The organism is Duganella sp. SG902 (assembly GCF_013376005.1).
Lineage (GTDB): Bacteria > Pseudomonadota > Gammaproteobacteria > Burkholderiales > Burkholderiaceae_D > Rugamonas.
In genome coordinates this window covers 56868-69543 of record NZ_JABMJK010000010.1, presented here as the reverse complement: position 1 = coordinate 69543, position 12676 = coordinate 56868, and the positions used below count along the sequence as shown (strand labels likewise).

Below are 12676 nucleotides of genomic sequence, written 5' to 3'. Positions count from 1 at the left end.
AGATCGTATCGTGCATGTCTTAGGATGAAGTTGCGTTCCCCACACGCAGCGTTCTCCTCCTCAACACGAAAGGGCAAGACATGGCCACGCATTCCCCACAAGATCTCGATTTGTTGCTATCCAAACTCGCTGGCGATGACAGCTTCCGCCAGAGTTTCCTGAAGGATCCACAACTGGCCCTGGGCGGCCTGGGCATCAAGCTCGACGCCAGCCAGATCCCGACCACCCGCAGCCTGCCGGCCAAGGAAGTGATCGCCGCCAGCCGCCACGCCATCAAGGGCAAAATGGAAAACGCGGCCGGCGCGATTCCGTTTTTCCTGTCAGGCCAACGCTAAGCGCTCCTTCCTGGCAGCAGTGCCCGGCCCTGTGGGGTCGGGCTTTTTTTGTAAAAATGAAAATCAAGTTATTTTTCTTGCATTGAGTGTTATCTCTTGGTATTATTCGTTATCAAATCAACTCTTATCAGGAGTCAAGATGTATTACGCCAAGACTATCGTCGCCGTCGCGTTCGCAGCATCCGCCATGCTCGCCCCCGCAGCCCAGGCTGCCAGCTGGGTGGAACTGACCAATCCGGGCAACAGCTTCACCCTGGGCAGCGGCACCTTCACCTACGGCCCTGTAACCGCTGGCACCGTATGGGTCTACGACGGCGCCAACATTGGCAACCAGAGCGAAGCTGCCATCGAATCGCTGCTGGAATCGAAATTCTCGCTGCCATCGACCGGCGCCGGCTCGCTGGTGCTGACCGATTCGGGCAACCTGGCGGATGCCAAGTCCGGCGTGTTCACCGTTGATGGCAGCTATAGCTACCTCGCGGTCCACTACGGCAAGGGCGAACTGCTGTTCCACTTCAGCACGCCAGTCGCGGCCAACACGGAAATCAGCTTCGGCGGCCTGCCGCGCGGCATCAGCAACTTCCGCGCATACTCGGCCATCTCGGCGGTTCCGGAGCCAAGCACCTACGGCATGCTGTTGGGCGGCATCGCACTGATGGGCCTGGTGTCCCGCCGCCGCGCGCGCAAGTAACACCCTCTCCCGCTTCCGGCGCCGGGGGCGGCGCAATGCGCGTGTTCAGGGTTCGAAGCGCAGTTCCACCGTATTTTGCTGGCCCGACGCCGGGCCGCAGCCGCACACCGCCACCACCATATCCTTGAGCGGATCCAGTCCCAGCGCCCGTTCGATATCCACCTCATTCACGGCGGCCGTCACAAAGGCCGGCATGCCCGCCTCCGTGGCCAGCAGATAAAACGTCTGCGACAAATGGCCGGCGTCGAGCAGCACCGCGCGGTAAGCCTTGGCGTGATTGCGGTACTTCCAGAAATTGCGTTCCACACGCGTGACCAGCACCACCAGCATGGGCGCCGGCTGGAACCAATCCTGATCGGCCACCATGCGCAGCGCCAACTCCTCCGTCTCGGCGGGCGCCATTTCCGCCAGCGGTTCCAGCGCGTGGCGCACCGGCTGATAGTGATACAAGCCCGGCGCGATACCCTGCACGCGCTGCGCCAGCACATACACCTCGGTCGGGTGCAAGCCGCCGGCGGAGGGACTCAGCTTCTTCAACACATAGGCATCGGGCGCCATCTCGCGCTGGCCCTGCGCGCCGAAGGCGCGTTGCAGCAACCGGGAGGCGGTGGCCAGCGGCAGCACCGCGCCGGGGTCGAAGTTGCGGCCGGTGTAACGGTGGAACAGCGTATCGTCGAGACGGGCGCGTTCTGGCGGCGGCAGATGGATGGCCTGGTCGGCGTCGCGGCGACTGATGGTCGGTCCGGGCGGCGAGCCGTAATTATCGACCAGTTCCTCGAAGCTGGGGAACTGCATACCCTTATCGACCCGCATATCGGCCCAGCGGCTGAACATATGAACGGTGGCGGACAGCGGGCGCCAATGTTGCGAGCGCAGCACCTCGTCGCGCTCGCGCGGGGCGGCGCCTTCGGGCGCGTCGCTCAGCAGCAGGCCGGCGGCCAGCAGGCGGGCGATCGTCGCGGCACCGAATTGCGACTCGCAAGCCTCCCGTTCCTGCCACAGCGTGAGGCTGACGCCGCCGAGCGCTGGCAGGTCGGCGGCATCGACCACCACCTCCTGGCCGAGGTGCGGCGCCAGCGCGATCCACTGCACCGTGGCGCCGATCGCGCCCCTGCCGGCGAACAGCGCCGCCCAATCGACATCTAGATCCTCGCGCGGTTCCACGAACAGCACAGCACAACGCCTGACAAGCATGATGCCCCCGACAGAAATCGATACCACAACGCTATCATAAATCCGGGGTCAGGTCCTCCATTTCTACACGAGCTCAGCGCTAACGCACGTTACGGCACAGGCCGTGTAGAAATGGAGGACCTGACCCCGGATTTTAGAAGGACCAGCGGGCGAGGATGGTGTAGGGACGGCCTTGGCCGATGTGGCTGTGCAGCAGGACCAGCTCGCGCACGGTCCATTCGATCGGCGCCACGCTTTGCGGCCCCAAGGTGACGTCGTCGTACAACAGCGTGACGTGCGGCGTGTAGCTGTGCGGGTTGCGCAGGCCGCTCGTTTTCAGCAGCGCGCCAGAGAGGTTCTTGTAGAAGCCTGTCAGCCCAACCACGCCATCGCCGCCAGTCAGCACCAGCGGACGGTGCCGCGGACCGGTGATGAAGGTCTGGACCGTGTCGAAGCCGGCCTTGAACGGCAGCGTGCTGTCGGCCACCAGCGCCGCCGCCTTTGACGCGCTCTTGATCAACGCATCCGGCATCCCCGCGAAGTCGCCCAGCACGCACAAGGTCGCGTGCAGTTTCGATTCGTCGATCGGCCGGCCTGTCATGCCGTGCCGCGTCTTGAGTTCCGTCGTCAACGCGCGGATGGAGGCGACCGCCGCCTGGTCCGGCATCACCGCAAAGAACAGGCGGTCGGTGTTCTTCGGCGGCGGTTCGAAGTCGAACAGGGATCCTTGCTGGCTCATTTGACGCGCTGCTTTTCCAATTTACGCGCCAGCGTGCGGCGGTGCATGCCCAGCCGCCGCGCCGCCTCGGAGATGTTGAAGTCGGTCTCCGCCAGCACCGCGTGGATGTGCTCCCACTCCAGCGTCTTCACCGACGTCGCCCGCGTGGTCAGTTCCAGTTCCGCCGCGCCAGCCACGTGCTCGAACGCGGCTTCGATGTCGTCGGTGTTCGATGGCTTGGCCAAATACTGGCACGCGCCCAGCTTGATCGCCTCCACCGCCGTGTTGATGCTGGCGAAGCCGGTCAGCACCACGATCAGCATTTCCTCGTCGTGTTCGTGCAGCATCTGCACGCACGCCAGGCCGGATGAGTTGCCCTTCAATTTCAAGTCCACCACCGCGTAGCCGGGCGAGTGGTCGACCAGCAGCGCGCTGGCCTCGTCCACGTTCTCCGCCAGCAGCACCTTGTAGCCGCGGCGCTCGAACGAGCGCCCTAATGTACGGGCGAATGCCGCGTCGTCCTCCACCAGCAGCAGTACGCGTTCTTCTTCAGTCGTCATTGTTGTTCCGATTTGATTTCTATCGCGGACAACGGCAGCGTCAAGCGCACCATCGCCCCGCCCTGCGACAGGTTGGTCGCAGTGACTTCTCCACCCAGCGTGCGCGCCACGTTCACCACCAGGAACAGTCCCAGACCGCCGCCCGGGCGTCCCTTGCTGGAGTTGTATGGCTTGCCGAATTGCGCCAGTATAGACGGATCGAAGCCCGTCCCCTTGTCCGTTACCTGCAGCACCAGCGTGTCGCCTTCGACGCTGGTTTCCATCCGCAGCCACTGCGGCGATGCCTCCAGCGCGTTATCCAGCACGTTGCAGATCATTTGCTTGAGCGTGGAGTCCGACACCACCGGATGGTCCGGTGCGATGCGGTTTTCAAACTCGAATTCGACCACCGGCCGGCCCACGCGCCATTCCGCCACCACCTCATCCAGAAAGGTGTTGATGGTGGTGGCGGCCGACGATTCGCCACGCGTCTCGCCGGCCGACAGCAGGATGCCGCTGACGATGGACTTGCAGCGCTTGAGCTGCGTTTGCATCTCGGCGATCTCCTCCAGCAGCACGGGATTGCCTTTGAACTCGGGCATGCGCTTCCAGTCGCCCAGGATGACGGCCAGCGTCGCCAGCGGCGTTCCCAGTTCGTGCGCCGCGCCCGAGGCCAATAAACCCATGCGCACGATGTGCTCTTCCTCCGCCGCCCGCTGGCGCAGATCCGCCAGCTTGGCCGCGCTGCTGCGCATGTTCTGCGTGATGCGCGTGATGAAGACCACCAGCAGCGCGGCGTCAAGAATAAAGCAGATCAGCATCCCCTGCACGTACAGGCTGAAGATGCCCAGCGCATGGTCCTGCGGCAGCGGCAGCGGCTCCGAGAACAGCGCCAGGCCGGCGATGCACATGCCGGTGACGATCACGATGGTCCAGGTGGACCACGTCTCCAGCAGCACCGCGCCCAGGATCACGTGCAGCAGATACAGGAAGACGAACGGGTTGGTGGCGCCGCCGCTCAGGTAGAGCTGCGCCGTCAGGCTGGCCACGTCCACCGTCAAGGCCAGCAAAAGCTCGCTGTTGGACACCACCTGGTTCTCCTGCCAGCGCAGGATGCTGGCGACGTTGAACGCGATCAGGCAGGCCAGCACGTTCAGCATGGCCGGCATCGGCAACTGCACGCCCAGCAGGATGGACGCGGTGGCGATGGTGGTGATCTGGCCGATGACGGCGATCCAGCGCAGCTGGATCAGCTGCTGCATGTTTTTGTGGCCGGCCGCCGAGGTGATGGTGTCGGCCGAAGCGTTCACCGCCGCCAGCGGTTCGATCGCCGGCATGCCGGGCCGGCCACGGTCGTAAGGATTAGTTCTGTTTGCGCGCATCTCGGATGACCCATACCGTCGCAGCGGCCACCATCAGGGCCAGTGCGTACCAGGTGATAGCATAAACCAAGTGGTTGTTGACGAAGGAAATCACCGTCAGGCCGCCGACCGGCTGCACGCCAGCCACCGGACCGGCCGCCCGCGCGGACGGCGCGTCGGCGTCGACGAAATACGGCGCCAGCGCGGCGGCGTCGAGGCCGCGCGCCTGCGCGATCGCCTGCACGTCGCGCGTGTACCAGTAGTTGCGGGCCGGTTCGTTGGCGCGCAGGCGCCCTGCTTTCTCGCTCATGCGCAGCAGGCCGCTGAACGTCACCGCCGGCCCGGACGCGGCGACGCAAGCGTCGGCCGGCGCCATCGCCGGCGCCGGCTGCGGCTTCCAGCCGCCCACGCCCGCGTCGATGAAGCCGCGATTGATCATCACTATGCCATCCGCCGTGCACAGCGGCGTCACCACCCAGTAGCCGATGCCGCGCTCCAGCGACGCCAGCACCTGCGTGGTCGAACCGTCCAGCAGCACCCCGCTCAGCCGCACGCGGCGGTAGTCGTCCGCCTCCGCGTTCAATGCCGGCCATTGCGCGCGGGACGGCGCCGGCACCGGCGCGCCGTGCACGCGCTGGTCCACGCGCTCGATCAGCGCCAGCTTCCACTGCAACCTGAAGACTTGCCACGTCCCTAAAGCAAAAAACCCCGCGAACATCACCCCGGCCACGAGGGCCAGGATGACGCGCAGGGCGCGGGGACGTTGGCGCTTATTCGCGCCCGTCATCATTGCATGTCTTGCATGTTGTGAACATCGTTGCCCATGGAAGGCATCATGTTCTTGTTCATGTGGTACATGACCCAGATCGAGCCAGCCAGCACGATCACCAGCAGCACGACGGTGAACACGGTCGACAGCATCGACCAGCCGCCTTCCGCCTTGCCGTTCATGTGCAGGAAGTAGACCATGTGCACCAGCACCTGGACCGCCGCGAACGCCAGCACGACGATGGCGGTGGTGCTCGATTTCTCGAACTGGTGGGTCATCACCAGCCAGAACGGGATCGCGGTCAGGATCACGGACAGGATGAAACCGATCGCGTAGTCCTTCAGGCTGCCGTGGTGGCCGTCATCGCCATGACCGTGATCGTCGTGGCCGTGGCCGTGGTGGTCGCGGTTATGTGGTGCGCTCATGGCAGGACTCCCATCAGGTAGACAAAGGTGAAGACGCCGATCCAGATCACGTCCAGGAAGTGCCAGAACATCGACAGGCACATCAGGCGGCGGTTGTTTTCATGGGTCAGGCCGTGCTTGGCCAGCTGGAAGCACAGGGTCACCAGCCACACGGTACCGAAGGTCACGTGCAGGCCGTGGGTGCCGACCAGCGCGAAGAACGAGCTCAGGAACGCGCTGCGTTGCGGACCGGCGCCCTCGTGGATCAGGTGCAGGAACTCATACACCTCCAGGTACAGGAAGCACAGGCCGAACGCGCCGGTCACCAGCAGCCAGGCGATGGTGGCTTTCAGGTTCTTGCGCTGCGAGGCGATCATGGCGAAGCCATAGGTGATCGACGACAGCAGCAGGAAGCCCGTGTTCAGGGCCACCAGCGGCAGGTCGAACAGTTCCGCGCCGGACGGGCCGCCCGCGTAGCTGCGGCCCAGCACCGCGTAGGTGGCGAACAGGCCGGCGAACAGCAGGCAGTCGCTCATCAGGTAAATCCAGAAGCCCAGCAGCGTGCCGTTCTCCGGATGGTGGTCACGCACGTAGTAACGCGCGCTTGGATCTGCGCTCAGGGCGCCGTTAGCGTTAATTTCAGACATGGCTTTCCAGCAAACGAGTATGGGCGTCTTCGGTACGAGTCACTTCATCGGCTTTGATGTAGTAGTCGCGCTTGTAGTTAAAGGTGTGGACGATGATCGCAGCCAGCATGGTCAGGAAGGCCAGTACCGCCGGGATCCACATCTGCCATACCATGGCGAAGCCGAAGGCGAACGACAGGGCCGAGATGACGAAGCCGGCGCCGGTGTTCTTCGGCATGTGGATGTCCACGAAGCCCTTCAGCGGACGCTGGTACTTGTTCTTCTTCATGTCCGCCCAGCTGTCGCTGTCGTGCACCACCGGGGTGAAGGCGAAGTTGTAGTCAGGCGGTGGCGACGAGGTGGCCCACTCCAGGGTGCGGCCATCCCATGGGTCGCCGGTGACGTCGCGCAGTTTGGCGCGGTCTTTCCAGCTCAGGAACAGCTGCAGGATGAAGGCGCCGATACCGCCGGCGATGATCAGCGCGCCGATGGCGGCGATGACGAAGTAGATCTGCAGCGATGGATCATCGAAGTGGTTCATGCGGCGGGTGACGCCCATGAAGCCCATGATGTACAGCGGGGTGAAGGCGACCCAGAAGCCCACCAGCCAGCACCAGAACGAGACCTTGCCCCAGAATTCGTTCAGCTTGTAGCCGAAGGCTTTCGGGAACCAGTAGTTGATGCCCGCGAACAGGCCGAACACCACGCCGCCGATAATCACGTTGTGGAAGTGGGCGATCAGGAACAGCGAGTTGTGCAGCACGAAGTCGGCTGGAGGCACGGCCAGCATCACGCCGGTCATGCCGCCGATGACGAAGGTCAGCATGAAGCCCACGGTCCACATCATCGGCACGGTGAAGCGGATGCGGCCTTTATACATGGTGAACAGCCAGTTGAAGATCTTGGCGCCGGTCGGGATCGAGATGATCATGGTGGTGATGCCGAAGAACGAATTCACACTCGCGCCGGAACCCATGGTGAAGAAGTGGTGCAGCCATACCAGGTAGGACAGCACGGTGATCACGACGGTCGCGTACACCATCGAGGTGTAGCCGAACAGGCGCTTGCCCGAGAAGGTCGAGACGATTTCCGAGAACACGCCGAACACCGGCAGGATCAGGATGTACACCTCAGGGTGGCCCCAGATCCAGATCAGGTTGACGTACAGCATCGGGTTGCCACCCAGTTCGGTGGTGAAGAAGTTGAAGCCGGCGATACGGTCCAGCGACAGCAGCGCCAGGGTGATGGTCAGGATCGGGAAGGTCGCGACGATCAGGGCGTTGGTGCACAGGGCGGTCCAGGTGAACACTGGCATCTTCATCATCGACATGCCAGGCGCACGCATCTTGACGATGGTGGCGATCAGGTTGACACCGGATAGTGTTGTACCCACACCGGCCACCTGCAAGGACCAGATGTAATAGTCGACCCCGACGTCCGGCGAGGCGGCGATGCCCGACAGCGGCGGGAACGCCAGCCAGCCGGTCTTGCCGAATTCGCCGACGAACAGCGACACCATGGTCAGCATGGCGCCAAAGGTGGTCATCCAGAACGAGAAGTTGTTCAGGAACGGGAACGACACGTCGCGCGCGCCGATCTGCAGCGGCACCACGTAGTTCATCAGACCGGTCACCAGCGGCATCGCCACGAAGAAGATCATGATGGTGCCGTGGGCGGTGAACACCTGGTCGTAGTGGTGCGGCGGCAGGAAGCCGGGGTTGTCGCCGAAAGCGATGGCCTGCTGCGCGCGCATCATCAGCGCGTCGGCGAAGCCGCGCAGCAGCATGATGATACCCAGCACCATGTACATGATGCCGATTTTCTTGTGGTCGATGGAGGTGATCCAGTCGCGCCACAGCGGGCCCCACAGGCGGAATTTAAACATGGCGAACAGCAGCGCAATGCCGCCCAGCGCCACACCGGCGAAGGTGCCGATCAGGATGGGCTCGTGGTACGGAATTGCTTCCAGCGAGAGCCGTCCAATGATCAGATTGGTCAGGTTCAGATCAGACATGGTCATTCTTTACGGGTAGGTTGAGCAGTGGCGGCGACGGTGGTGGTCGGTTCGCACACGTCTTCTGGCAGCTTCTTGGCTGCCGCGGCTGCCTTGATGCGGGTGGCATCCTGGTGCATCTGGGTGTTGATGCAGACCGAGCCTTCGGCCACGCAACGGTTCAGGATCAGGTCGTACATACCCTTTTCCACGGTGCCGAAGTGCATGATCGGGTGCTTGATGGTCGGCTTGTCCAGGGCCAGGAACTCAGCGCGGTTCAGAGTGCCGGCGCTGGCCTTGGTCTTGGCCACCCAGGCGTCGAAGTCCGCCTGCGATACGCCGTGGTACTTGAATTTCATGTCCGAGAAGCCGGCGCCGCTGTAGTTGGCGGAGAAGCCGTCGTACACGCCCACCTTGTTCATGACCGCGTTCAGCTGCGTTTCCATGCTCGGCATGGTGTAGACCATGCCGGCCAGCGCGGGAATGTAGAAGGCGTTCATCACCGAGGTCGAGGTCATGTGGAAGCGCACCGGCACGTCGATCGGCGTGACCAGCTCGTTCACGGTGGCGATGCCTTGCTCTGGGTAAATAAACATCCACTTCCAGTCCATCGACACCACTTGTACTTCCAGCGGCTTGACGCCGGCGGCGATCGGACGGTTTTCGTCCAGGCGGCTCAGCGGACGGTACGGGTCCAGCAGGTGGGTGTAAATCCAGGTGATCAGGCCCAGCACGATGATGATCAGCAGCGGCGCGCCCCAGATCAGCAGCTCGAGCTTGGTCGAGTGGTCCCAGTCCGGCTTGTATTCGGCGGCGGTATTTGACTTCCTATAGCGCCAAGCGAACAGACAGATCAGGAACATGACAGGTACGATAATCAACAGCATCAGCAGGGTTGACACAACGACAAGGTGTGCCTGCTGCGCTGCGATATCCCCGGACGGATTGAGCACGACCGTATCGCAGCCAGCGAGCCACATTAACGGTGCGAGGAGCAATCCACGACGAACGATAGGAGGAATCATGCGGTAATGTACGTTACAGAATATTGGGAACATGCTACTGTACTCACTAAGGACTGTTCTTGCCATTGGACACTTTGTCCTACCCGCCGGACGGTCCTTGTGATAACAACTAACACGAGACAAGAGACTATGGCTAACACGACTTCTATTAGTGACGTCCATGCAGCTGGCGTCCACGAACATCATCAAACGAGCCCTGGTGCGCGCAGCATCAACGCCAGGGATGGGCATATCTCTCCCGGGGAAATAGCAATTGGCGTGGTCATCGGGCGCGCCTCTGAATATTTCGACTTCTTCGTCTACGCCATTGCCTCGGCCTTGGTGTTTCCGTCCGTGTTCTTCCCGTACGAAAGCCGACTTGACGGGACACTATACGCCTTTGCCATTTTCGCGCTCGCGTTTATCGCGCGACCGATCGGAACTGTGGCGTTTATGGCAGTTCAGCACCGCTTCACGCGGGAAGCCAAGCTCACGCTGGCGCTGATGGTGATGGGCGTGTCCACCGCCGGCATCGCCTTCCTGCCCGATTACGCCTCGCTGGGGACGTGGTCGATTGTCATTCTGGCCATCTTGCGCATCGGGCAAGGCATTGCCCAGGGCGGCTCCTGGGACGGCCTGCCGTCGCTGCTGGCGCTGAACGCGCCCGAGCACAAGCGCGGCTGGTACGCCATGCTGGGCCAGCTGGGCGCGCCGATCGGCTTCGTCATCGCCGCCGGCCTGTTCGCCTACATGCTGACCAACCTGAACTCGCTGGACTTCCTGGACTGGGGCTGGCGCTATCCGTTCTACGTGGCGTTCGCCATCAACGTGGTGGCGCTGTTCGCCCGCCTGCGCCTGGTGACCACGCATGAATACTCGCACCTGCTGGACGAGCACCAGCTCGATCCGGTTCCGGTGGGCGAGTTGCTGCAATCGCAGTCGCGCAACGTCATCATCGGCGCGCTGGCCGCGCTGGCCAGCTACGCGCTGTTCCACCTGGTGACCGTGTTCCCGCTGTCGTGGATCACCCTCACCTCGCAGCGCTCGCTGGCGGGCTTCCTGCAGGTGCAGATGGTGGGCGTGGCGCTGATGGCGGTCGGCATCATCATCTCCGGCTACGTGGCGGACCGCGTCGGCCGCCGCCGCACGCTGGGCACTTTGGCCACCATGATTGGTATTTTCAGCCTGTTCGTGCCGTTCCTGATCGATGGCGGCGAGCATGGCCAGGACGCCTTCATCCTGATCGGCTTCTCGTTGCTGGGGCTGTCGTACGGCCAGGCCGCCGGCGCGGTGACCTCCAACTTCCCGCAGCACTTCCGCTACACCGGCGCGGCGCTGACCTCCGATCTGGCGTGGCTGGTGGGCGCCGGTTTCGCGCCGTTGGTGGCGCTGGGCGTGTCCTCGCACTTCGGCCTGGCGTATGCCGGTCTGTACCTGCTGTCGGGCGCGGTCAGCTCGCTGGCGGCGCTGAGCATCAACCGCGCGTGGAGCATCCGCGACAACTAGTACCAATCCTGCAACACCAAGACAACAACGGCCGCGGAAGCGGCTGTTGTTGTTTTGAGCATTTATCAACGTTGCTGCGGGGCAGCAAGATTCCCACGTCCGCGCCGGTTTCCGGGTCCGACCGTGGCGCCGCCACAGCGCAAACGACCGAATAACGCCCCCCGGTCATTCCGGCGAAAGCCGGAATCCATAGAACACATCAGCCTCCATGTTTAACTACGAGCGAACTTATCAGGCTTACGTAATACTGGGAGACCCTGCTTCCGCACCTCTCTGGGAAGTGGAATAGTTGGCACGCGCGCGAGATGGCAGCCCTCCCGATTTTTTTGTTGTCGTAAGTAACGAGGCATACATCACCAGGCAGACCCCAGTGCTATTTAACCCGCGAATATTCCTGGCGGTAGCCAAGGATTTGTCACCATCAACACTTCAAAAAGTGGTTGAAGTTGCCCGGGTGGTAGCCGAAATGGTGGCCGCTCCACTAGTTGCAACAATCGAGCGACCTTGGGGATTCACGTGCGCAGCGTGAGCAGCAGTTCATCCAGGCGGTCGAGGGTGGATGTCATGCCCTCCTTCATGCCCATATCGATAACTTTCTGCACGTCTTCCGGCGAGCTGTAGTGCACCACCGTTGTGACCAGCGTATGTTCTTTGAGGTCCGAAAAGGTGACGTCCCAACGCGAACGCGGCATGTCGGCGTTGACGACCCCGGTTTCATCCGTAAAGCCGTCAAGGGTCGCATAGCTGTCGATCGGGCGGATGGCCAGGTAGTCCACTCGCCCCCAATAAGCCTGCCCATCGGGCGTGACCATGGCATAGTGCCAGTAGCCGCCCTCCTTGAATTCCATATGTTTGGTCTTGGTGCTTAGAGGCTTGGGCGCAAACCAACGGTCGAGCAAAGCACTCTGCGTATGGCAATCCCAGACCAACTGGCGTGGGCCGGCGAATTCCCGCGTCACGGTGAGGGTGCTCTTTTCCTTATTGACCACGAAATCGAATTGAAGCTTAGCTGCCATTGTCGTCTCCTTGCAGTTGTTCCAAAAGTTTGTCCAGGTTTTCGTATCGATTGCTCCAGAGCGCGCGCTGCTCCTCAAACCAACGCTCGGCCGCGAGGAGCTTGTCCCGCTCGAGCGTGCAGGTCCGCACCCGCCCGCTTTTGCTGCTGCTGACCAGTCCGGTCTCTTCCAGTACCCGCATGTGCTTCATGAACGACGGCAGTGCCATGTCGAAGGGCTCCGACAGTTCACTGATCGTCGCTGAGCCCTCGCCCAAGCGGCGCACCACGGCCCTGCGCGTTGGGTCTGCCAAAGCGTGGAAAATCGCGTCTAGCGCTACTCGATAGTTATCCATATGGCTAACTATAGATGTAAAAAAGATGGAACGCAACTACTTTCGACGAAGAGAAATCGGCCCTGCCAAGTGCAGTCCGGTATCAGTGCAAATCGAGTTGCTCGCGAAAGCGGGAATCCATATTTCGGCGGCACGCTTCTGACCTATGGATTCCGGCCTGCGCCGGAATGACGGCAGTTGGCGGCAATGGTCCTCTTAAGCCATCTG

General features: G+C 62.3%; 14 protein-coding genes. 3 read left to right on the top strand and 11 right to left on the bottom strand.

All coding sequences use genetic code 11. The features are described from left to right. The first annotated feature begins 80 nt into the window (after positions 1-80). Both FHW83_RS20440 and FHW83_RS30830 read left to right on the top strand, forming a co-directional pair. A complete protein-coding gene (locus FHW83_RS20440) occupies positions 81-335 on the top strand; it encodes an NHLP-related RiPP peptide (RefSeq protein ID WP_176648196.1) in 255 nt (84 codons plus the stop codon). Positions 336-474: 139 nt separating this feature from the next. Next, positions 475-1026 (top strand): PEP-CTERM sorting domain-containing protein, encoded by a 552-nt coding sequence (locus FHW83_RS30830; protein ID WP_229224281.1) that lies wholly within the window; start codon positions 475-477, stop codon positions 1024-1026. Between the two features lie 45 nt (positions 1027-1071). On the opposite strand, the gene FHW83_RS20430 is transcribed toward FHW83_RS30830, so the two are convergent. From FHW83_RS20430 to cyoA, 9 genes are all read right to left on the bottom strand, one after another. Continuing rightward, positions 1072-2220 (bottom strand): putative peptide maturation dehydrogenase, encoded by a 1149-nt coding sequence (locus FHW83_RS20430; protein ID WP_176648195.1) that lies wholly within the window; start codon positions 2218-2220, stop codon positions 1072-1074. Between the two features lie 133 nt (positions 2221-2353). Next, positions 2354-2938, bottom strand: a complete 585-nt coding sequence (locus tag FHW83_RS20425; protein WP_176648194.1) for a 2'-5' RNA ligase family protein — start codon at positions 2936-2938, stop codon at positions 2354-2356. Further along, on the bottom strand, positions 2935-3477 hold the full coding sequence (locus tag FHW83_RS20420; RefSeq protein ID WP_176648193.1) for a response regulator transcription factor: 543 nt from the start codon (positions 3475-3477) through the stop codon (positions 2935-2937). Before FHW83_RS20420 ends, FHW83_RS20425 begins: the two co-directional genes overlap by 4 nt. Then, positions 3474-4793 (bottom strand): ATP-binding protein, encoded by a 1320-nt coding sequence (locus FHW83_RS20415; RefSeq protein ID WP_176648192.1) that lies wholly within the window; start codon positions 4791-4793, stop codon positions 3474-3476. Before FHW83_RS20415 ends, FHW83_RS20420 begins: the two co-directional genes overlap by 4 nt. Positions 4794-4818: 25 nt before the next feature. Beyond that, complete coding sequence (locus FHW83_RS20410; protein ID WP_176648191.1) at positions 4819-5607, bottom strand: SURF1 family protein; 789 nt, start codon at positions 5605-5607, stop codon at positions 4819-4821. Beyond that, entirely contained in the window at positions 5604-6011 is a 408-nt protein-coding gene (gene cyoD / locus FHW83_RS20405; protein WP_176648190.1) for a cytochrome o ubiquinol oxidase subunit IV, read from the bottom strand. The genes FHW83_RS20410 and cyoD overlap by 4 nt, the downstream gene beginning before the upstream one ends. Then, positions 6008-6637: a cytochrome o ubiquinol oxidase subunit III gene (gene cyoC / locus FHW83_RS20400; RefSeq protein ID WP_176648189.1), complete on the bottom strand. Its 630-nt coding sequence runs from the start codon at positions 6635-6637 to the stop codon at positions 6008-6010. Before cyoC ends, cyoD begins: the two co-directional genes overlap by 4 nt. Continuing rightward, entirely contained in the window at positions 6630-8636 is a 2007-nt protein-coding gene (gene cyoB, locus FHW83_RS20395; protein ID WP_373997242.1) for a cytochrome o ubiquinol oxidase subunit I, read from the bottom strand. The genes cyoC and cyoB overlap by 8 nt, the downstream gene beginning before the upstream one ends. Continuing rightward, positions 8633-9634 carry a ubiquinol oxidase subunit II gene (gene cyoA, locus FHW83_RS20390; protein ID WP_176648187.1) on the bottom strand — a complete coding sequence of 334 codons (1002 nt, stop codon included), beginning with the start codon at positions 9632-9634 and terminating at the stop codon, positions 8633-8635. The genes cyoB and cyoA overlap by 4 nt, the downstream gene beginning before the upstream one ends. 129 nt (positions 9635-9763) lie before the next feature. Here cyoA and FHW83_RS20385 point away from each other — a divergent pair, with 129 nt between their 5' ends. Then, positions 9764-11119 carry an MFS transporter gene (locus tag FHW83_RS20385; protein WP_176648186.1) on the top strand — a complete coding sequence of 452 codons (1356 nt, stop codon included), beginning with the start codon at positions 9764-9766 and terminating at the stop codon, positions 11117-11119. A gap of 512 nt (positions 11120-11631) precedes the next feature. Here the strand turns inward: FHW83_RS20385 and FHW83_RS20380 are convergent. Together FHW83_RS20380 and FHW83_RS20375 are read right to left on the bottom strand one after the other, a co-directional pair. Beyond that, complete coding sequence (locus FHW83_RS20380; RefSeq protein ID WP_176648185.1) at positions 11632-12135, bottom strand: SRPBCC domain-containing protein; 504 nt, start codon at positions 12133-12135, stop codon at positions 11632-11634. Next, the gene (locus tag FHW83_RS20375) at positions 12125-12469 is read right to left on the bottom strand and encodes a helix-turn-helix transcriptional regulator (RefSeq protein ID WP_176648184.1); all 345 of its coding nucleotides are present in this window, start codon (positions 12467-12469) and stop codon (positions 12125-12127) included. The genes FHW83_RS20380 and FHW83_RS20375 overlap by 11 nt, the downstream gene beginning before the upstream one ends. Between the last annotated feature and the right edge of the window lie 207 nt (positions 12470-12676).

What these genes read in the sequence shown, in the direction of transcription:
- cyoC (WP_176648189.1), bottom strand. Translation starts at nt 6,637, where the DNA reads ATGTCTGAAATTAACGCTAACGGCGCCCTGAGCGCAGATCCAAGCGCG.
- FHW83_RS20380 (WP_176648185.1), bottom strand. Translation starts at nt 12,135, where the DNA reads ATGGCAGCTAAGCTTCAATTCGATTTCGTGGTCAATAAGGAAAAGAGC.
- FHW83_RS20425 (WP_176648194.1), bottom strand. Translation starts at nt 2,938, where the DNA reads ATGAGCCAGCAAGGATCCCTGTTCGACTTCGAACCGCCGCCGAAGAAC.
- FHW83_RS20440 (WP_176648196.1), top strand. Translation starts at nt 81, where the DNA reads ATGGCCACGCATTCCCCACAAGATCTCGATTTGTTGCTATCCAAACTC.
- FHW83_RS20415 (WP_176648192.1), bottom strand. Translation starts at nt 4,793, where the DNA reads ATGCCGGCGATCGAACCGCTGGCGGCGGTGAACGCTTCGGCCGACACC.
- FHW83_RS20375 (WP_176648184.1), bottom strand. Translation starts at nt 12,469, where the DNA reads ATGGATAACTATCGAGTAGCGCTAGACGCGATTTTCCACGCTTTGGCA.
- FHW83_RS20430 (WP_176648195.1), bottom strand. Translation starts at nt 2,220, where the DNA reads ATGCTTGTCAGGCGTTGTGCTGTGCTGTTCGTGGAACCGCGCGAGGAT.
- FHW83_RS20385 (WP_176648186.1), top strand. Translation starts at nt 9,764, where the DNA reads ATGGCTAACACGACTTCTATTAGTGACGTCCATGCAGCTGGCGTCCAC.
- cyoA (WP_176648187.1), bottom strand. Translation starts at nt 9,634, where the DNA reads ATGATTCCTCCTATCGTTCGTCGTGGATTGCTCCTCGCACCGTTAATG.
- cyoB (WP_373997242.1), bottom strand. Translation starts at nt 8,636, where the DNA reads ATGACCATGTCTGATCTGAACCTGACCAATCTGATCATTGGACGGCTC.
- FHW83_RS20420 (WP_176648193.1), bottom strand. Translation starts at nt 3,477, where the DNA reads ATGACGACTGAAGAAGAACGCGTACTGCTGCTGGTGGAGGACGACGCG.
- FHW83_RS30830 (WP_229224281.1), top strand. Translation starts at nt 475, where the DNA reads ATGTATTACGCCAAGACTATCGTCGCCGTCGCGTTCGCAGCATCCGCC.
- cyoD (WP_176648190.1), bottom strand. Translation starts at nt 6,011, where the DNA reads ATGAGCGCACCACATAACCGCGACCACCACGGCCACGGCCACGACGAT.
- FHW83_RS20410 (WP_176648191.1), bottom strand. Translation starts at nt 5,607, where the DNA reads ATGATGACGGGCGCGAATAAGCGCCAACGTCCCCGCGCCCTGCGCGTC.